This is a genomic window from Haloplanus salinarum (assembly GCF_009762275.1).
In the GTDB taxonomy this organism is placed as follows: Archaea; Halobacteriota; Halobacteria; order Halobacteriales; family Haloferacaceae; genus Haloplanus; species Haloplanus salinarum.
Map to the genome: position 1 here is coordinate 1,863,685 of NZ_CP034345.1, position 18,027 is coordinate 1,881,711.

At 70.8% G+C, this 18,027-nt stretch carries 18 protein-coding genes; 12 read left to right on the forward strand and 6 right to left on the reverse strand.

Annotated elements, in window-relative coordinates; all coding sequences use genetic code 11:
• Nucleotides 1-62: 62 nt before the first annotated feature.
• Complete coding sequence (locus tag EI982_RS10945; RefSeq protein WP_157689738.1) at nt 63-884, reverse strand: DUF8155 domain-containing protein; 822 nt, start codon at nt 882-884, stop codon at nt 63-65.
• A 102-nt stretch (nt 885-986) separates the two neighbouring features.
• Here EI982_RS10945 and EI982_RS10950 point away from each other — a divergent pair, with 102 nt between their 5' ends.
• Entirely contained in the window at nt 987-1,664 is a 678-nt protein-coding gene (locus EI982_RS10950) for a lipoate--protein ligase family protein (protein ID WP_157689739.1), read from the forward strand.
• A 37-nt stretch (nt 1,665-1,701) separates the two neighbouring features.
• The gene (locus EI982_RS10955; protein WP_157689740.1) at nt 1,702-2,997 is read left to right on the forward strand and encodes a dihydroorotase; all 1,296 of its coding nucleotides are present in this window, start codon (nt 1,702-1,704) and stop codon (nt 2,995-2,997) included.
• Here the strand turns inward: EI982_RS10955 and EI982_RS10960 are convergent.
• Nucleotides 2,994-3,605 carry a DUF5806 family protein gene (locus EI982_RS10960; RefSeq protein ID WP_394352049.1) on the reverse strand — a complete coding sequence of 204 codons (612 nt, stop codon included), beginning with the start codon at nt 3,603-3,605 and terminating at the stop codon, nt 2,994-2,996. The two genes, EI982_RS10955 and EI982_RS10960, sit on opposite strands and share 4 nt — an antisense overlap.
• Before the next feature lie 78 nt (nt 3,606-3,683).
• On the opposite strand from EI982_RS10960, the gene EI982_RS10965 reads away from it, so the two are divergent.
• Together EI982_RS10965 and EI982_RS10970 are read left to right on the forward strand one after the other, a co-directional pair.
• Nucleotides 3,684-4,052, forward strand: coding sequence for a universal stress protein (locus tag EI982_RS10965; RefSeq protein WP_157689741.1), 369 nt, complete (start codon nt 3,684-3,686; stop codon nt 4,050-4,052).
• Nucleotides 4,049-4,603, forward strand: coding sequence for a GNAT family N-acetyltransferase (locus EI982_RS10970; protein WP_157689742.1), 555 nt, complete (start codon nt 4,049-4,051; stop codon nt 4,601-4,603). Before EI982_RS10965 ends, EI982_RS10970 begins: the two co-directional genes overlap by 4 nt.
• Here EI982_RS10970 and EI982_RS10975 read toward each other — a convergent pair.
• A complete protein-coding gene (locus tag EI982_RS10975) occupies nt 4,582-5,034 on the reverse strand; it encodes a universal stress protein (protein ID WP_157689743.1) in 453 nt (150 codons plus the stop codon). The two genes, EI982_RS10970 and EI982_RS10975, sit on opposite strands and share 22 nt — an antisense overlap.
• A 99-nt stretch (nt 5,035-5,133) precedes the next feature.
• Between EI982_RS10975 and EI982_RS10980 the strand changes: the two genes are divergently transcribed.
• From EI982_RS10980 to EI982_RS10990, 3 genes are all read left to right on the forward strand, one after another.
• Complete coding sequence (locus EI982_RS10980; RefSeq protein ID WP_157689744.1) at nt 5,134-5,607, forward strand: universal stress protein; 474 nt, start codon at nt 5,134-5,136, stop codon at nt 5,605-5,607.
• A 57-nt stretch (nt 5,608-5,664) separates the two neighbouring features.
• Complete coding sequence (locus EI982_RS10985) at nt 5,665-6,849, forward strand: DHH family phosphoesterase (protein ID WP_157689745.1); 1,185 nt, start codon at nt 5,665-5,667, stop codon at nt 6,847-6,849.
• Nucleotides 6,850-7,014: 165 nt separating this feature from the next.
• On the forward strand, nt 7,015-7,968 hold the full coding sequence (locus tag EI982_RS10990; protein WP_157689746.1) for a mannonate dehydratase: 954 nt from the start codon (nt 7,015-7,017) through the stop codon (nt 7,966-7,968).
• On the opposite strand, the gene EI982_RS10995 is transcribed toward EI982_RS10990, so the two are convergent.
• Nucleotides 7,969-8,391: a DUF5807 family protein gene (locus EI982_RS10995; protein ID WP_157689747.1), complete on the reverse strand. Its 423-nt coding sequence runs from the start codon at nt 8,389-8,391 to the stop codon at nt 7,969-7,971. It abuts the gene before it with no gap.
• 98 nt (nt 8,392-8,489) lie between these two features.
• Here EI982_RS10995 and EI982_RS11000 point away from each other — a divergent pair, with 98 nt between their 5' ends.
• A complete protein-coding gene (locus EI982_RS11000) occupies nt 8,490-8,777 on the forward strand; it encodes a hypothetical protein (protein ID WP_157689748.1) in 288 nt (95 codons plus the stop codon).
• Here EI982_RS11000 and EI982_RS11005 read toward each other — a convergent pair.
• Both EI982_RS11005 and EI982_RS11010 read right to left on the reverse strand, forming a co-directional pair.
• Nucleotides 8,763-9,194 (reverse strand): DUF7112 family protein, encoded by a 432-nt coding sequence (locus EI982_RS11005; protein WP_157689749.1) that lies wholly within the window; start codon nt 9,192-9,194, stop codon nt 8,763-8,765. The two genes, EI982_RS11000 and EI982_RS11005, sit on opposite strands and share 15 nt — an antisense overlap.
• A 2-nt stretch (nt 9,195-9,196) precedes the next feature.
• On the reverse strand, nt 9,197-9,598 hold the full coding sequence (locus EI982_RS11010) for a 30S ribosomal protein S6e (protein ID WP_157689750.1): 402 nt from the start codon (nt 9,596-9,598) through the stop codon (nt 9,197-9,199).
• A gap of 194 nt (nt 9,599-9,792) precedes the next feature.
• Here EI982_RS11010 and EI982_RS11015 point away from each other — a divergent pair, with 194 nt between their 5' ends.
• The 4 genes from EI982_RS11015 to EI982_RS11030 all read left to right on the forward strand — a co-directional run bounded on the left by EI982_RS11015 (nt 9,793) and on the right by EI982_RS11030 (nt 17,922).
• Nucleotides 9,793-12,363: a heavy metal translocating P-type ATPase gene (locus EI982_RS11015; protein WP_157689751.1), complete on the forward strand. Its 2,571-nt coding sequence runs from the start codon at nt 9,793-9,795 to the stop codon at nt 12,361-12,363.
• 164 nt (nt 12,364-12,527) lie between these two features.
• Nucleotides 12,528-16,106 carry a right-handed parallel beta-helix repeat-containing protein gene (locus EI982_RS11020; RefSeq protein ID WP_157689752.1) on the forward strand — a complete coding sequence of 1,193 codons (3,579 nt, stop codon included), beginning with the start codon at nt 12,528-12,530 and terminating at the stop codon, nt 16,104-16,106.
• A gap of 465 nt (nt 16,107-16,571) precedes the next feature.
• Nucleotides 16,572-17,630 carry a matrixin family metalloprotease gene (locus EI982_RS11025; protein ID WP_157689753.1) on the forward strand — a complete coding sequence of 353 codons (1,059 nt, stop codon included), beginning with the start codon at nt 16,572-16,574 and terminating at the stop codon, nt 17,628-17,630.
• A 1-nt stretch (nt 17,631) separates the two neighbouring features.
• A complete protein-coding gene (locus tag EI982_RS11030) occupies nt 17,632-17,922 on the forward strand; it encodes a WNWW family protein (protein ID WP_157689754.1) in 291 nt (96 codons plus the stop codon).
• Nucleotides 17,923-18,027 lie beyond the last annotated feature (105 nt).

Below are 18,027 nucleotides of genomic sequence, written 5' to 3' on the forward strand. Positions count from 1 at the left end.
GTACCGTCCGTTCGGCGAGGAGACTCAAAAGTCCCCCGTGCGCGTGCGCCGTCGCCGAGCGATCACGCCGACGTCGCCGACACCCGAACCCGGTCACCGCGGGCGAAGTCGTGGTCCGGGGCGACCAGCTTCGCGCCGAACGCGGCGTCCCGGGCGACGAACAGCGACAGGCCGGTGATCGGGCGGCCGTTCGCCCGGAGGGTGACGCCGTCCCATGTCACCGCCCGCCCCTCGGCGACGCCGACGCGGTCGCCGGCCACCGAGACGGGCGTCCGGCCCTCGGCGTCCGGGAGGACGCCGCCGCCGTCGTAGTGGGGACACCCGCCGTCGAGGACGGTCCCCGGGGCGCCGGCGAGCCCGGCCCACGACCCCGGGTCGGGGTGACGGGGTCCGTCGAGGACGACGAACGTCTCGCCGGCCTCGCGGACGACGCCGGTCCCGTTCCAGTCGAGCGCCCGCACGGGCACGTCGACGGTGACCGGCAGCGAGCCGGCGGCGCGATACGGGTTCGCGTCCGGGTCGCGAAAGCCGAGGTGGACGTGGTCGTCGACCCAGGGGGCGAAAAAGCCCGAGCGGATCGTCTCGCCGAGGGTGTCGCCGACCGCGACCCGGGTCCCGGGATCGACCGCTGGGTCGACGTGCAGGATTCGGGCGACGCGGTCGCCGGTGTCGATCAGGAGGAGGTGATCCTCGGCGACGGCGTAGGGACGGGGCGGCGCACGCACGCTCCGGACGTCGGTCACGACGCCGGCGACCGGCGAGGGAGCGCGGTCGGTCGCCGGATAGAGGTCGATAGCACACCCGCGGTCGTGGGCGGCGTAGGGGGAGTTGAACAGCGAGAACCGCCGGAAGTGAGACAGCGCCGACGCCGTGACCGTGACCATACCGGGGGGTTGGCGCGAGCGGAGTTATACGGTCGGGTCGCGTTCGACCGCTCGCCGCGCCGAGGCCTCGCCAGTTATGTGCGTCCACATCCACGAACACCCATGCGCGTCCTGCGCGGTCGGGCGGCGACGGTCGAGGCCGACCGGGGACGAACCGGCGCGATGCTCGCGCGGACGGGAGCGACGGGCGAACCGGCCGTGCGCGTCTGGACGCCACACCGACAGGTGGCCTTCGGTCGGCGCGACGCCGCCGAATCGGGGTACGACCGCGCCCGTGCGGTCGCCCGGGAGCGGGGCTTCGAACCGATCGAGCGCCGCGTCGGCGGCCGGGCCGTCGCCCACACGGGGTCGACGCTCGCCTTCGCCCGCGCGGTGCCAGTGGCGGACGCCCGCGCCGGTCTGGCGGATCGCTACGAGGCGACGGCCGACCGGGTGCGGCGGGCGCTCTCGGCCGTCGGCGTCGAGACGGCGGCCGGGGAGCCGCCAGCGTCCTTCTGTCCCGGCAGCCACTCGCTGCGGGCGGGCGGGAAGGTGGTCGGAATCGCCCAGCGGGTGCGGACGGACGCGGCGCTGGTGGCGGGGTGTGTCGTGGTCGCGGACCGCGAGGAGTTGGCGTCGGTCCTCGCGCCGGTGTACGACGCGCTCGGCCAGCCGTTCGACCCGGGGAGCGTGGGGAGCGTGGCGGCCGCCGGCGGCCCGTCCGATCCGGAGCAGGTCCGGACGGCGGTCGAGCGGGAGCTGATCGACGGCGACGCGACCGTCCGCCGGCGGGCGGTGTGAGCGAGGGACTTACGGCGACCGGGTGACAGGTGGGGGTATGCTCGTCAGGAACGCACGGCTGGCCGACGGCCGTGTTCGGGACGTCCGGGTCGAGGGAGAGCGGATCGAGGCCGTGGGAGCCGGCCTCGACGCCGCAGGAGAAGTCATCGACGCCCGGGAGCGACTGTTGCTCCCCGGCGCCGTCGACGCCCACGTCCACTTCAGGGAACCCGGAGCGCCGCACAAGGAGACGTGGCGGACGGGGTCGCGAAGCGCCGCGGCGGGCGGGGTCACCACGGTGATCGACCAGCCCAACACCGATCCGCCGACGACGACCGGTGCCGCGTTCGACCAGAAGGAGCTGTGCGCCCGGCACTCGCTCGTCGACTACGGCGTCAACGGCGGCGTGACCGAGTCGTGGGACCCCGAGACCCTGTTCGACCGCCCGCTCGTCGCGCTGGGCGAGGTGTTCCTCGCCGATTCGACGGGCGAGATGGGCATCGACGGCGACCTGTTCGAGGACGCCGTCCACCGAGCCGTCGAGGCCGGCGTCCCCGTGACCGTCCACGCCGAGGACGCGACCCGGTTCGACGACGCCGCCCGCGACGCCGCCGGCGACGGGGTCGGCGTCGACGCCCACGCCGACGCGTGGAGCGCGTACCGCACCGCCGAGGCCGAAATCGCGGCCGTGGAGCGGGCCGTCGAGGTGGGCGTCGACGCCGGCGCCCGCCTCCACGTCGCCCACACCAGCACACCCGAGGCGGTCGACCTCGTCGCCGACGCCCCCGACCGGGTGACCTGCGAGGTGACGCCACACCACTGCCTGCTCTCGCGGGCGGACCTCGACGGCCTGGGCACCTACGGACGGATGAACCCGCCGCTCCGGAGCGAGGAGCGGCGGGCGGCCCTCTACGAGCGGGTGGTCGACGGCCGGGTCGATCTGCTGGCCACGGACCACGCGCCCCACACCCGCGAGGAGAAGGAGGCGTCGCTGCTCGCGGCACCGAGCGGCGTCCCCGGCGTCGAGACATTGGTGCCGCTGTTGCTGGCGGAGACGCGCGACGGCCCGTTGACCGTCGAGCGGGTCCGCGATCTGACCGCCGCGGCGCCGGCCGCCACCTTCGGGCTGGAACGCAAGGGGCGGATCGAAGCCGGCATGGACGCCGATCTGGCGCTGTACGACCTAGAACGACCGCGGCCGGTCGACGGGGGGCGGCTCCACTCGAAGTGTGGGTGGACGCCCTTCGAGGGGTTCGAGGGCGTCTTCCCCGAGTGGACGACGGTCCGCGGGGACCGGGTGTACGACGCCGCGATGGACACCTTCGGGACGGCCGCCGGCGAGAACGTCGGTTAGTCGAGGTCGTCCCGGAGTTCCGCGCTGGACTCGCGGACCTCGCGCATGGCCTCGGAGACGCGGTCCTCGGCGTCGAGTTCCTCGGCGACCGAGAGGTCGACGCCCTCCACCTCCAGCAGGAACTTCGCGACTTCGGTCACCTCGTACATCAGTTCGTCGAGTTCCTCGGCGGTGAAAAACCCGGACATGGCGCCGTAGAGGAAGGTCGCGCCGGCCTTCTGGACCTTGTCCTCGAAGGAGGTCCGGGCCTGGTTGACCGCCTGTGGCGTGTAGGTGTCGGTCATGAAGGGGACGAGCCGTGGCAGGTTCTCGCCGATCTTGGTCATCTCGACGCCGGTCTCGGTGCGGAAGTCGACACAGAGTCGCGCGATGGCCCACTCGCGGGCCGTGATGTACGTCCGGTCGCGGAGAAAGGAGTTGACGCGGTCGTACTCGGCGCCGTCCATCTTCTTGAAGCGCTCGTACTTGCGGACGTCGGCGGGGACCGAGTCGGCGTCCGCGGCCGAGTCGGCGCCGCGGGCGTCGGTCCGGTCGTCGGCGGTCCCCCGCCCGTCCTCGGCCGCCGGCGCGTCGTCGCTCATGTGCCGGCGTTCCGGTCGCCGACGCAAAAGCGTTCCGTCGCCGTCTGCCGGCCGTCTGACGACCGGTCGCGTACCTTTTTCAGTCGCCGTACCGAGACGTCGGTCATGAAGCTACTGCTGGGCATCGGCGGGAGCGACGACTCGATCCGCGCCCTGGAGCGCACCGTCGCCCGCGTCGCCGAGACGGGCGACGATCTGACGGTCGCCATCCTCCGGAACCCGGCAACGGAGGCGGACCCCGAGGGGATCGAACGACGAGTGCAGGACGTCCTCGACGACGCGGGCGTGCGGGCCGCGGTCCGCCACCTCGACGGCGATCCGGGGAGTCGGCTGGTCGAACTCGCGGAGGGGGAAGAGTACGATCGGATCGTCCTCGGCGGCGGCGAGACCAGCCCCATGGGGAAGATCAAGCTGGGAGGCATCGCCGAGTTCGTCCTGTTGAACTCCCACATCTCGGTGACGCTGGTCCGATGACCGACGACAGCACCTACCCCGACGAGGTATCGGGACCGTTCCCCCGGCCGCCGACGGCGTTCGAGGACCGCGAGGGGCGGTCGATCACCGTCCGGCGCTACGACCCGGACGACCGCGGGGCGCTGACGGCGATGTACGAGGCGTTCGACCCGGCGGACCGCGCCCAGGGCATCCCGCCGACGACCGAGAAACGCATTACCGAGTGGCTCGACGCCATCACGGGCGAGGAGACGGTGAACGTCGTCGCGACCCACGGGGACGACGCCGTCGGCCACGCGACGCTCGTCCCCGACGAACCCGAAGGCACCGCGGAACTCGCCATCTTCGTCCTGCAGGCCTACCAGCACGCGGGCATCGGCACCCGACTGTTGAAGACGCTCCTCGGCGCCGGCGCCGCGGACGGCTTCGAACGCGTGTGGCTGAGCGTCGAGCGCTGGAACGAACCGGCGATCAGCCTCTACGAGAAGGTGGGGTTCCGCGCCAGCGACACGGAGAGCTTCGAACACGAGATGGCGATCCGGCTGGCCGATCAGACCGAGAGCACGGGCTGACTCGCGTAGAGGAGGACGTACTCGGCGGCCTTCGCCAGCACGTCGTCCGTCTCGCCCGAGAGGGGTTCGCGGGGGACGACCACGAAGTCGGCGCCGAGTTCCTCCGCGGTGTCGAGGACGACGTTGCCCGGATGCTGGGAGAGGCGGCTGGTCGAGAACCCGTGGGCCATCGACGTCGAGAGCGGGACGTCGGCGTCGGCGACGGTGTCGACGACCGCGTCCAGGAACGCCTCGGAGTCGGCCGCGAGCGTCTCGTCGTCGACCGCCCCGGTGTCGATGGCGCGGGCGACGTCGTCACCGACGACGTAGAGCGCGTGGACCGCGGCGTCGTACTCGTCGGCGATGGCCGCTGCGTACTCCACGGCCGCGAGCGACTCCTCGCTCCCGTCCACGGGGACGAGCACGAGCGACGGCGAGAGCGGATCGGTCATAAGCGAGCCTGCGCGGGCCACGGGCAAAAACGCTCCCCCGACGCCCGCGCCGTGCTGCCGGACACCGGGTTTATGTCCCGACCGGCCGAACTCGCGTCCATGTTCGACACCATCGTCATCGCGACGGACGGTTCCGAGAGCGTCCGCCGGGCCGTGAGCGTCGCCCTGGACCTGGCCGAGCGCTTCGACGCGGCGGTCCACGCGCTCTACGTCGTCGACGAGGGGGAAGTCGAGAGTTCGCCCGATCAGGTGCGCGAGGAGATGCGCGCCGCCCTCGACGACGACGGACGGGCGGCGCTCGAGGATATCGAAACGGCCGCCGACCGTCCGATCACGACCGCCGTCCGCGAGGGACGTCCCGCGACGAAGATCAGGGAGTACGCGACCGAACACGACGCCGATATGGTGGCGATGGGGACCCGCGGCCGGCACGGCGAGAACCGGTTTCTCATCGGCAGCGTCGCAGAGCGAGTCGTCCGCACCTGCCCGGTGCCCGTGCTCACGGTCCGACAGCTCGACGAGAGCGAACACGACGGCGGGGACGGAGTTCGCGACGCGGCCGCGAGCGCCTAGTCGACCCGTCACCGGCCGAATCGCGGGATACTTCGGGGCGGCCCGCGTCCGGTCGGTATGGACGACGACCTGATCGACGACGAGGGACGCTCCCTCTCGCGGAAGTCGCGCCTCCCCGGTGCGGGCTTTTTCTATCCCGACTCGCTCGACGAGGAGTACGCCGACCGGCGCGCCCGCGAGGCCATCGAGGGCGCGGAGGCGGTGGTGGTCGCCGACGGCGACGCCGACGGCCTCGCCTGTGTGGCGCTCCTGCGGGAGCGCTACGACGCCGCGCTCGACGTGGCGCCGTTCGAGGCGTCGCTCGCGGCGCGGCTGGATCCGGGGCTGGACGACGGAGACGACGACGAGGACGAGGACACCGAGGACTCGCCCGTCGGCCTCGTGACCGCGAGTCCCCACTCGCTGTCCGAGGCGCTCGACCGCGTCGCCGAGTACGCCGACGCCGGCGTCGACGTCTACGTCTGTGACCTCTGTCCGGACGACGAGTCGGTCGTCGAGGCGGCCGACGCGGTGACCGACCGCGCGGCGACGGTCCGCTGGTTCGACCACCACCAGTGGGACGACGACGTGGCGAGCGCGGTCCGGGCGGCGGGTGTCGACCTCGTGATCGGCGAGTCCGACGAGGAGTGCACCGCCGACGTGGCGCTTCGCTCCCTGGACGACGACTTCCCCGACCACCTCGTCGACCTCGCGGCAGTCACACGGGATCACGACCTCTGGATCAAGGAGGACCCCCGGAGCGACGACCTGGCTGACTACGCCCACTGGGCGAGCGCCGAGGAGTACGTGACCGTCGTCGGGCGGTACGGCCCGGCGCTTCCGGAACCGGTCGTCGACTACCTCGAGGACCGGCGCGTGGAGAAAGAGCGGTTGATCGAGGCGGCGGTCGACCGCGCCGAACTGCACGACGTCGGGCCGTGGACCGTCGGCGTCACCTACGGCCGGTGTTCGCAAAACGAGGTGGCCGAGGCGCTGCGGGAGGACGGGGCCGACGCCGCGGTGATCGTCAAACCCGCCGGCAGCGCCAGCATCCGCGGGAGCGAGGGCTTCGAGCGCGCACACGAGGTGGCGGCACAGGTGAACGGCGGCGGCCACCCCCGCGCCGCGGGCTGCAAGCCGGACGTCTACGACGACATGCTCGACTACGCCCACCACTGGACGACCGAGGGGCAGGCGACCAAGCGGGTGATCCTCGCGGCGTTCGAACGGTTGATCGAGGACGACGGGACGGCCGACGAGTAGCGGGCCGTCGGGACGGCGGGAGTGAACGCAACGCCACGGGAGGAGGGGCGCAACCTGACCGGGACGAAAGTCGACGAGATGGCACGACCTCCCGTCGTCGGGCTCAGGAATATCTCCGGACGGAGCATCCCGATGGTATATTTACGCAGGACGACATCCCGACATATGGTAGAACCCGCCCTCATCCTTCCGCCCGAACCGGACGAACGATGGCAACTCGCCAAACAGATGGGTGTCACGCAGGCCGTCATCCACCCGCTGGAGATCGGCGACGGGCGGACCCAGTGGTCGTTCGACGACCTGCTCGGGCTACGAAACTGGCTCGAGGATGCGGGGTTGGAGTTCGCGGTCCTCGAAGGATCGGTCCCCATCTCCGACCGGATCCGCCTCGGCCGCGAGGGGCGGGACGAGGACATCGAGACGTTCAAAACATTCCTCCGTAACTGCGGTCGGGTCGGGATTCCGGTCGTCTGCTACGACTGGATGGCCGGGATTCGCTGGGCGCGCACCGGGGCACACGTCGAGTCCCGCGGCGGCTCCTACGTGACCGGCTACGACGACGCGAAACTGCGGGGAGGCGGCGACGGCGAGGGGATCACCCACGAGCAGCTGTGGGAGGCGCTCGAACACTTCCTCGAGGCGGTCGTTCCGGTCGCGGAGGAGGCGGGGGTGAAACTCGGCCTCCACCCCGACGATCCCCCCCGCGAGTCGGTTCGCGGGACGCCACGGATCGTCACCAGCGTCGACGCGTACGACCGCGTCCTCGACATCTACGACAGCGAGTACAACGGGATCACGTTCTGTCAGGGGAACTTCGCGGCCATGGGTGCGGACATCCCCGCGGCCATCCGCCGGTTCGGCGACCGGATCAACTTCGTCCACTTCCGCGACGTCGAGGGCGACGCCGACGGGTTCGTCGAGACGTGGCACGACGACGGGCCGACAGACATGCTCGCCGCCATGCGCGCGTACGAGGAGGTGGGGTTCGACGGGCCGATGCGTCCCGACCACGTGCCGACGATGGCCGGCGAGGACAACTCGAACCCGGGGTACCACACGCTGGGGCGACTGTTCGCCGTCGGGTACATGACCGGACTGCTCGAAGCCGCGAGCGAGTAACTACACCTCGCCGACGACCCAGCGATCGGAGAAGGCGGTGCCGTCGGGACAGGCGGCGTAGGCGTGGATCACGTCACCCTCTGTGTAGATGCCGCCGACCTCCTCGTTTTGTGCCTCCGCGAAGGCGAGGACGAACGCCGCGCCCTCGCCGCAGTCGGGGCAGGTACCCCCGGTCAGGCCGGGGTCGATGTCGCCTTCGGTACCCATCGCCTCCTTGGCGAAGGCCATGGCGTCCATGCCGGTCCCGGCCGAGAACAGCCGGCGGCCCTGTTCGCCCGGGACGACGAGGACGACGCCGCCGTCGACGGGAGTGCCGTGATCGGCGAGGGTGCCCTCGTCGTCGAGGTAGTCGTCGGTGAGGTAGAGCGCGACGTGGTCGAGTCGGTCGCCGGCGAGGAAGGCGTCGAGGTCGGGGTCGCTCATACCGTCGGCAGGTCGCCGAGGCGTAAAGAAGGGTCGCTTCCGGCCGGTGGGTCGACGGGACGACGGGGGTTTTTGGGCGTCGTCGTCGTCGATCGGGTATGAACCGAACACAGCTCTCGGGCGCGGCCTACGCGCTGTTCGGCACCGGACTGGTGGTCGACGGCGCGGTCGACCTGCGTGGATCGTTCGCCGTCCTCCCCGCGCTGACCGCGCTGTTCGGGGTCGGCATCCTGGTCGCCGGCGTCGTGACTCTCACCGGATCGGACGCGGCACCCCTCGACGGACGACTCGCCGTCGGCGAACGGCCGACGTGGGTGGTTGCGCTGCTCGCGCTGGCGGGGACGCTGTTGCTCGTCGGGGCGGCGTTCCGGCTACTCGTCGCGTAGGTCCTCGGCGATGGCGGTAAGCGAGTCGTCCGGGCGGCGGGTGACCGAGTACACCGTCCGGCGGCCGGGCACGCGGACGCCGTAGCGGTGGCCCGGCGTCACCTCGTCGACGTCGACGCTCCGGCCGACGTCGAGGTCGGTGCCGCGAACCCACTCGACGAGGCGGTTCGTCCCCTCGCGGTCGCTCCGCGCCAGGCGACGGTTGTCGTAGGCCCCACGGAGCAGGGGCCCCGACGCGTCGGCGTCGACGCGGGCGTGGTACTCGTCGCCGTCGAGGACCAGACGGACGAACTCGCCGGGGTCGACGGCGACGTCGTCGGGCAAGCGGAGACAGGGCCGGCGGGTGCCGCCGCTCCGGGCGAGTTCGGCACGGTACGTCGTCACCGCATCCCCGTCGCTGGCGACGCGGTCGGGCACGACTACTCGTCGTCCGCGTCGGCCTCGTCGTCGGCCTCGTCCGCGCCGAAGCCGGCGTCGCCGTCGACGACCTTCGCGTTGATCTGTGCCACGGCCTCGCTGATCTCGCGCCCGCGGACGGTCACGCGCTTTCGCTCGCCGTCGCGGGACGGATCGAAGCCGACGCCACCCTCGAGGAGGACCTCCTTGAGCGACGGCCCGGCGACGTCCGCGCGGAGGGGACGGCCGGCGTCGTCTGACCCGCCGGTCAGTTCGAGCGTCGTGCCGTCGAGGCCGACGGCGCCGCCGTCGACCTCGGCGCCGAGTTCGCGCCCGAGAAACCGGTTCGCGTCCTGTCCGTCGACCTCGAACTGCTCCGTTCGACCCGTATCCGGGTCCGAAACGACGACCTTGAAGTCTGCCATGCCCGGATTCAGACGGCCGCCGATAAAAAGCACGTCGAAACCGAGCGTCGCGGCCGACGCGCCCGGCGCGCGGGCGACGCCGAACATCCGGGGACGAATTATTAATTGATTCAGCTTATTTTGGCAAACATTCCACTCTAGATCCCGTATATTGGCAAGAGGATTAATATAGACGTGACGGCTAGGGCGAGCTGATGAGCGACGAGTGCGACTGTGACGACGGGGCGGCGGGCGCCGACCGCCGCCCGGACGGGACGGCCCGGGGCGAGCGCCTCCGGGCGTCCGTCCCGGCCATGGACTGCCCGTCGTGTGCCGGCAAGGTCGAGCGGAGCGTCCGGACGCTCGCGGGGGTGGGGACGGTCGAGACGCGGCCGGCGTCGGGGACCCTGATCGTCGACTACGACCCCGACGAGACGACGGCCGAGGCCGTCCGGGGGCGTGTCGACGCGGCGGGCTACGCCGTCGCTGACGTCGAGACGGAGACGCTCGCGGTGCCGTCGATGGACTGCTCGTCGTGTGCCGGCAAGGTCGAGTCGGCGCTGTCCGGTCTCGACGGCGTCGTCGACTACGACACCCGACCGGCGTCGGGTCGGGTCGAGGTGAGTTACGACCCCGGGCGGGCGACCCGCGGCGACGTGGTGGCGGCAGTCGAGAACGCGGGCTACGAGGTGGTCGAGGGCGACCGGACGGAGTCGTCGATCTGGCGGAGTCGGCGTGCGCTGAAGACCGGGGTCGGCGCCGTCGCCCTGCTCCTCGGGGTCGTCTTCGAGTACGCCCTCACGGGCGCGAACGCGACGCTCGCGACCGGGTTCGGGCGGACGATCACCGTCGACTGGGCGCTGTACGTCCTCGCGGCGGCGGTGGCCGGGCAGGCCATCCTGCGGAACGGGTGGTATTCGGCGCGGACCCGCAGCCTCGACATCGACTTCCTGATGAGCGCCGGCGTGGTGGGCGCCATCGCCGTCGACCTGCCCTTCGAGGCGGCGACGCTCGCGGTCCTCTTTTCGGTCTCCGAACTCCTGGAGCGCTACTCGATGGACCGCGCCCGGTCGTCGATGTCGGAGCTGATGGATCTCTCGCCCGATACGGCGACGGTGCGACGCGGGGCGGCGGGGAAGGACGGCCAGGAGGAGACGGTGCCGGTCGACGAGGTGACCGTCGGGGACCTGGTGGTGGTGCGGCCGGGCGACCGCGTGCCCGTCGACGGCGTCGTCCACGGGGGCCGGAGCGCGGTCGACGAGTCGCCGATCACGGGCGAGAGCGTCCCGGTCGACGTCGCGCCGGGGGACGAGGTGTACGCCGGCAGCATCGTCGCCGAGGGGTATCTGGAGGTGGAGGCGACGGCGCCAGCGGCGGAGTCGACGCTGTCGAAGGTGATCGACCTGGTGGAGGACGCGGAGCGCGACAAATCCGAGCGCGAGCGGTTCGTCGACCGCTTCGCGTCGTACTACACGCCGGTCGTGGTGGCGCTGGCGGTGGCGACGGCGCTCGGACCGCCGCTGCTCGTGGGCGCGGCGTTCGAGACGTGGTTCGTCCGCGGCCTGACGCTCCTGGTCGTCGCCTGTCCCTGTGCGTTCGTCATCAGCACGCCGGTCAGCGTCGTCTCGGGGATCACGAGCGCGGCACGCAACGGCGTCCTCATCAAGGGCGGGGACCGCCTGGAGGCGATGGGCGAGGTGGACACCGTCGCCCTCGACAAGACGGGGACGATCACGGCCGGCGAACTCGGCGTGACGGACGTGGTGGGGCTGAACGGGGCGAGCGAGGACGACGTCCTGGGGTGTGCGGCGGCGCTGGAGCGGCGGAGCGAACACCCCATCGCGACGGCCATCGTCGACCGCGCGACGGAGACCGGGGTGCCGGACCGCGAGGTGGCCGACTTCGAGTCGATCACGGGCGAGGGCGTCCGCGCCGACCTGGACGGCGTCACCCACTACGCGGGCAAGCCGGCGCTGTTCGAGTCGCTCGGATTCGACCTCGAACACGCCCACATCGCGACCGACGGGGGCCTCGCCGTCGGCGCCGACCTCGAACCCGAGGCCTGCGACCACGGCCAGGGGGCGTACCTCGACCTCGTGAACGACGTGGTCCCGCGCCTGCAGGCCGAGGGCAAGACCGTCGTCCTCGTGGGCACGGCCGAGGAACTGGAGGGCGTGATCGCCGTGGCCGATACGGTCCGCCCGGCGGCCGCCGCGGCCGTCGACCGCCTGCACGACCTCGGCATCGAGCGGGTGGTCATGCTGACCGGCGACAACGAGCGGACCGCCCGCGCCATCGCGTCGCAGGTGGGGATCGACGAGGTGCGGGCCGACCTCCTCCCCGACGAGAAGGTGGCGGCGATCCGCGAGTTCGCGGCCGACTCCGAGGCGGCCGCGGCCGACGACGCCCGCCTGCCCTGGAACCGGACGAACGGCGGCGTGGCGATGGTGGGCGACGGGGTCAACGACGCGCCGGCGCTCGCGGCCGCGACGGTCGGCGTGGCGATGGGCGCCGCGGGCACCGACACCGCCATCGAGACGGCCGACGTGGCGCTGATGGGCGACGACCTGACGCGCCTGCCCTACCTCGTCGCGCTCGCCCAGCGGGCGAACCACGTCATCAAGACGAACATCTGGTCGTCGCTCGGCGTGAAGATGATCCTCGCGGCGGGCGCCCCGCTCGGCCTGGTGAGCGTCATCCACGCCGTCGTGATCGGCGACATGGGCATGAGCCTCGCGGTGACGGGCAACGCGATGCGGCTGGCGAACGTCGAACCGGAGGAGTGAGCCGCGCGAGGCGGGGGATCGGCGCACCGTCCGTCAGTTTCGACACCACTTTTTTCCGACTCGACCTGGTCGTCGGTGGATATGTGGGGGACACGATCGAGTGACAGCGGGTCGACCGATGGTGACATCTTTCTAACAGTATCGCCGATCGAAATCGCATCTCGATGACCGGGGGAACACGGATACGCCTCACGGCGGTAGCGATAGCGCTCCTGCTCGTCACGAGCGGCCTCGGGGCGTTCGGCGGGACCGCCGCCGCCAGTTCCGGCGGCAACCCGCCGCCAACCGCCGATCCCGGACAACTCGCCGTCTCGCTGACCGACGGCGACGGCACCGTCAACGCGACGTATCGGGTCGACGAGACGACGGGGACGATCAACGCCTCCTACGCCGGGGCGAAGGCGGACGTAAACGTCTCCTACACCGACAGCGCGACGGCCATCCAGTTCGCGCTGGACAACGGGACCGCCGAGAACGACACCGTCGTCGTCGGCGGTGGGACGTTCAACGGGAGCGTCGACATCGATTCGACGGCTGGAATCGTGCTCGACGGCGGGTACAGCCGACTCGACGGTGGCGGTGTTTCACTCGGATATCCCGCCGTCAACGTGACTGTCGACGGGGCGACGGTGCGGAACCTCACCGTCGTCGACTCCGGAGGCGACGGAATCGGCAGCCTGAGCGCCGCCGACGTGACGCTCCGGAACGTCGAAGTCATCGACAGCAACAACCACGGCATCGACTTCGCCAACGGGACCATCCGGAACACGACGGTCGAGGGAGGAAGCGTCGGCCTCTACCAAGGGATATCGAACGGCTCGACCATCACGGGGATGACGATCCGACAGGCTTCGTCCACCGGTCTCGAGATCGACAGTGCGAACCACACGATCCGGGACGTGACGGTGAACAACACCACGAGCGGCAAGGGGGTTCTCGAAGCCGGCGTGAACAACACCTACGAGAACGTCACGGTCACGAACAGTAGCACCGAGGGGTTCGAAGTCGGGGAGTCGGAGTCCGTCAGCACGAACGCGACGCTGCGGAACGTGACCGTGGAGGACAACGCGGCGAACGGGATCATCGCCAACGAGGGCGACGGCGTCCTGCTGTCGAACGTCACCGCCGTCGACAACGGGGAACACGGCGTCCGGCTCGAAATCTCGGGAACGGTCCGCCATCTCACCGCGACTGGCAACGACTGGGACGGGCTCAAAACCACGTTCGGCAGCGACGGCGCGACTATCGTCGACGTCACCGCGAAGCGGAACGGCGACGGGCTAGAGATCAGCGCGGCCAACACGACCGTTCGGGACGCGATCGTGACGAACAACAGCGACTACGGAGTGAGCGCGACGGGGTACGTGAACAACACGTTCGACGACGTGACGATCACCCGGCACGGTGACACCGGGATCAGACTCGGCGAAGGGGGGACGCTGGTCGACAGCGTCGTCTTGGACAACGCGAAGAACACCTTCGGCGGTTCGGGAATCTTCGTGAAAGGAAAGAACGCCACCGTCCGGAACGTGACGGTTTGGGGCAACGGTCTCGACGTCGAGGCGGCGAACGTCGTCGTCCGGAATCTCACCCAGAAGGGGAGTGGCGGTACCGGTTTGGCGGTCGACGCCAGCAACGTGACCGTCGACGACGTGAGCGTCCGGAACAACCGCTACTACGGCCTGCACGACCAGGGTGGGGACAACGCCTTCTCGAACGTCACCGCCGCCGACAACGGACGCGCGGGGATCAAGGTCGCGAAGGGGACGGTCCTGACGGACAGCCGTGCGTCGAACAACGGCGACGGCTCCGAGTCCGGCGTCAGGGTGGACGAACGGAACATCACGCTCCGGAACGTGACGGCGACGGGGAGCCCCGAGGGATTCAACGTCAGAGAGCCGAACGCGACCCTCACGGACGTCGTCGCCCGGAACAACAGTGATGTGGGGTTCAGGGTCAAGGATCGAAACGCCACCCTGACCGACGTCGTCGCCCGGAACAACGGCGACGGGATCAGAATCGTCAACGACGGGTTCGACGCGACCCTGCGGAACGCCACGGTCGCGAACAACTCGGACGACGGCGTGTACCTCGAGGACCGAAGCGCCAGAGGACTCCTGATCGCCAACGCGACGGTACGGGACAACGGGAACGCCGGCATCGACATCAGCCCGCAGACCGGGTCACGGATCGTCGACACGACGCTGACCGCGAACGGCGGGCCGGAGCTGAACGTGCAGCCGACCACCGACACCTTCGAGGTGTCACCGGCACCGCTCGACGCCTCGAACGTCACCGTGGGAGCGACGACGTTCGATGCCATCGAAGCGAAAAACGTCTCGTTCGAGGGGTCGGCTACGTCCCCGTCCCCGGGTGACGAGCGGAAGCGGGCCAGGACTGTCGGGAAACTGAGCAGGTTGGACGCCGGCGCGTTCGCCGACGTGACCGTCGACTACACCACCAACGACACGCTCGGACTGCAGGAATCGAGCCTCGTACTCGCCCGATACGACTCCGCGTCCGGGTCGTACGCGCCGGCCGCGAGCACCCCCGATTCGGCGGCCAACACCGTCACGGCCAACCTCACCAGCTTCGGACCGGTCGTCGTCCTCGGCGACCCCGAGAGCGGCGAGGGCGGCACAGTCGTCGACGGCACCTCGACCGGGACGCTGGACGTGAACGGCACGGAGGTCGTCGACGCGAGCATCGACTACACGGCGGGGCAGAGCGGTACGGCGACGGTCAGCGACCTGTCGTCGAAGCCGTCGAGCGTGCCGAACGCGACGACGAGCGGCGGCGGCGACGTGAACCGCGTGGCGTCGTACGTCGAGATCACGGCGCCGGAGCCGGCGAGTGGCGCGAACGCGACGGTCGAAATCGTCGTCGACCGAAGTCGGATCGGCGAGCCGAACGACACGCAGGTGTGGCGGTACGTGGGCGGCGGGAACGGCTACCAGCCCCTCGCGACGCAGGTCCAGAGCGTGACCGGAAGTAGCGTGCGGTTGTCGTTCGAGACGCCCGGGTTCTCCGTCTTCGTGGTCGGCGATCCGACCGCCGAGACCGCCGGCGGTGCGTCCGGTGGCGGGGGGAGCGCCGGCATCGGGGAGTCGATCCTCGCCGGCGAGCGCTCCGTGACTCAGGCGCTGTACGAGGGGACTGCACGTCGGGTGACCGTCGAGTTCGACCGAGAGACGACGGGTGCCGTCGCCGTCGAGTCGGTCGGCAGCCTCCCCGACGCAGCCCCGGACCCCGACGGACGGACCGTCGCGGCCGTCGACGTAACCGTCCCCGACGATGCGGCGAGCCGATCCGCGACCGTCGAGATCGCCGTGCCGCGATCGGCGGTCGAGGGTACGGGAGTCGATCCCGCGGCGCTCCGGGTCGTCGAGTTCGAACGGGGGAGCGACGACCTCCGGCGACTCGACACCGAGGTGATCGATCGTGGCGACGGGACGGTCGTACTCGCGGCCGAGACGCCCGGGTTCTCGACGTTCGCGGTCGTCGCGCCGACGAGCCCGGGGACGGCGGTACGGACGCCGACGCGGACGGCGACGTCGGATCGGTCGCCGAGCGAGATGGACACGGCGACGCCGAGCGGTACCGCGACGTCGACGCGGACCACGACGCCGAGCGGTACCGCGACGCCGAGTCCCGAATCGACCGGAGGGAGTGGCGATGGGTTCGGCTGGTTCGTCGCGCTCGTCGCCCTGTCGGCTGTAGCCGCGGCGACGCGGTCGGACTGAGCTCGTCCGCACCGCACATCGACGGGGTCCACGCCCGACGTCGGGCACTGTTCAGATTAGCGCAATCGGATTAGGGACACCTCGAAAGCCCCCGACGTCTCGGCTCCCGGGACTCGCTGCGCTCCTCACTGCGTTGCGGTGCTTGCATCGTCCGGGCGCGCCGAGACGCCGGCCCCTTTCAGTCCCACCCGCATCGGCTGACCGACCGGCCGCCGTCGGGCGGGATTGAAAGGGGCGCCTCGTAATCGGGCGGCGAAGCCGCCCGATTGCCCGAGGGAGCTTCGCTCCCTCGCTGCTGGAGGAAGGCGGCCGACGCAAGCACGCGACCGCAGGGAGCGCGCGCAGCGAGGCCCCCGACTCCAGCGAGGCGGGGCTTTCGAGGTATCCCCGGTTTCACCAGCTTATCTGAACACTACCCGACGTCGAGGGGAAACGGTTTTTGAACGCCCGCCACGGAGGGTGCGTATGACGGCGCGGACGCTCGTGGTCGTCGGGCTGCTCGTCCTCGCGGGGTGTACGACGCCGCTCGATCCGGAGGCGACGACGGCGACGCCGACGCCGACCCCCGTGGCGGCCGACGGATCGACGACGCGGCCGGCGGAGTCGGCCACGCCGACGGGGTCGGCGGCGACGGCGAATCCGGACGGGAACCCGTGGGGGGTCGACCCCGTCGTGATCGCCGTCCGCAACGAGGGCGAGCGCGACCGGGCGTTCGCGCCGCGGGTGCGCGAGGCGGCGGCGTTCTGGGAGGCGAACGGCGAGCAGTACCTCGGCTTCCCGGTGCAGTACGAGGTGCGGCCCGACGCCGCGGATCCGGACCTCGTGATCGCGTTCACCGACACGCTGCCGGACTGTGGGGGCGTTGCGGACGCGGTCGGGTGTGCCCCACGGATCACCGACTCCCGGATGATCGACCGCCCGGAGACGGTGTGGGTGAAGACGGGGCTGTCGAACGACTCGACGACGCTCGTCACCGAACACGAACTCGGACACACGCTCGGACTGGGGCACGACGACGAGCCGCAGTCGGTGATGCAGGCGCGGTCGGTCATCTACACCGAACCGCAGCCGAACGCGACGGAGCGGGCGTTCCCTTGGGCCGACGGCGACTTCACCGTCCGGGTCGACCGGGAGAACGCCTCGGACCCGGACGGCGTCGACCGGCAGGTCGGGCACGCGCTGTCCTACTACGAGTCGGGCGCGCCGGGGATGCCGGACAACCTCTCTTTCGAGCGGACCGAGGCGCCGAACGCGACGGTCCGCGTCCGGTTCGGCGCGACGCCGACCTGCGGGGCCTCGAGTGGCTCGTGTGTCAACACGTACGGCACCGATCCGGACGGCGACGGCGCCATCGAGACGTACAAGCGGGTCGAAATCCGGCTGGTCGACCTCGACACCGACGCGGTGGGGTGGCACGTCGGCTACTGGCTGGCACACGTCTTCGGCGCCGAGGCCGACGGGGAGAAACCCCCGCCGTTCCGGGACGCGAGCTACCGCGAGCGACGAAGCGAATGGTGGCGGTAGCGTGGACGAAGAGCGCCTCGACGCCGCGCTCGCGGACGCCTTCGACGCCGGCGCGGGGGAGCGTCGGGCAGTGGTCCGAGCGGCCCGGGATCTGACGGACTCCGGTCGCCTGACGACCGACCGGGGGACGGCGCCGGACGCCGAGACGGTCGTCGCGGAACTCGCGGACGCCCCCGACGGCGCGTCGCTCGCCGAGCGGTGGAACTGGTGGGTCGGCGCGCTCGACGTCGCGTACGGCGGCTACGCCGAGTTCCGGATCAATCGGTACGAGGGGAACGACAGGCGTGGTTGATCGACGTACAAGTTTACTTTTCCAGGCGAAAGTCTGATTTCCGTGCTGGCACGAGAATCACAACCGCGCCCGGACTAGGGAAAAAATACTTGAGGAGCGCGGGCG

What these genes read in the sequence shown, in the direction of transcription:
- EI982_RS10985 (WP_157689745.1), top strand. Translation starts at nt 5,665, where the DNA reads ATGGACGACGACCTGATCGACGACGAGGGACGCTCCCTCTCGCGGAAG.
- EI982_RS11015 (WP_157689751.1), top strand. Translation starts at nt 9,793, where the DNA reads ATGAGCGACGAGTGCGACTGTGACGACGGGGCGGCGGGCGCCGACCGC.
- EI982_RS10995 (WP_157689747.1), bottom strand. Translation starts at nt 8,391, where the DNA reads ATGAGCGACCCCGACCTCGACGCCTTCCTCGCCGGCGACCGACTCGAC.
- EI982_RS10990 (WP_157689746.1), top strand. Translation starts at nt 7,015, where the DNA reads ATGGTAGAACCCGCCCTCATCCTTCCGCCCGAACCGGACGAACGATGG.
- EI982_RS11025 (WP_157689753.1), top strand. Translation starts at nt 16,572, where the DNA reads ATGACGGCGCGGACGCTCGTGGTCGTCGGGCTGCTCGTCCTCGCGGGG.
- EI982_RS11020 (WP_157689752.1), top strand. Translation starts at nt 12,528, where the DNA reads ATGACCGGGGGAACACGGATACGCCTCACGGCGGTAGCGATAGCGCTC.
- EI982_RS10950 (WP_157689739.1), top strand. Translation starts at nt 987, where the DNA reads ATGCGCGTCCTGCGCGGTCGGGCGGCGACGGTCGAGGCCGACCGGGGA.
- EI982_RS11010 (WP_157689750.1), bottom strand. Translation starts at nt 9,598, where the DNA reads ATGGCAGACTTCAAGGTCGTCGTTTCGGACCCGGATACGGGTCGAACG.
- EI982_RS10980 (WP_157689744.1), top strand. Translation starts at nt 5,134, where the DNA reads ATGTTCGACACCATCGTCATCGCGACGGACGGTTCCGAGAGCGTCCGC.
- EI982_RS10945 (WP_157689738.1), bottom strand. Translation starts at nt 884, where the DNA reads ATGGTCACGGTCACGGCGTCGGCGCTGTCTCACTTCCGGCGGTTCTCG.
- EI982_RS10975 (WP_157689743.1), bottom strand. Translation starts at nt 5,034, where the DNA reads ATGACCGATCCGCTCTCGCCGTCGCTCGTGCTCGTCCCCGTGGACGGG.
- EI982_RS10965 (WP_157689741.1), top strand. Translation starts at nt 3,684, where the DNA reads ATGAAGCTACTGCTGGGCATCGGCGGGAGCGACGACTCGATCCGCGCC.
- EI982_RS11000 (WP_157689748.1), top strand. Translation starts at nt 8,490, where the DNA reads ATGAACCGAACACAGCTCTCGGGCGCGGCCTACGCGCTGTTCGGCACC.
- EI982_RS10970 (WP_157689742.1), top strand. Translation starts at nt 4,049, where the DNA reads ATGACCGACGACAGCACCTACCCCGACGAGGTATCGGGACCGTTCCCC.
- EI982_RS10955 (WP_157689740.1), top strand. Translation starts at nt 1,702, where the DNA reads ATGCTCGTCAGGAACGCACGGCTGGCCGACGGCCGTGTTCGGGACGTC.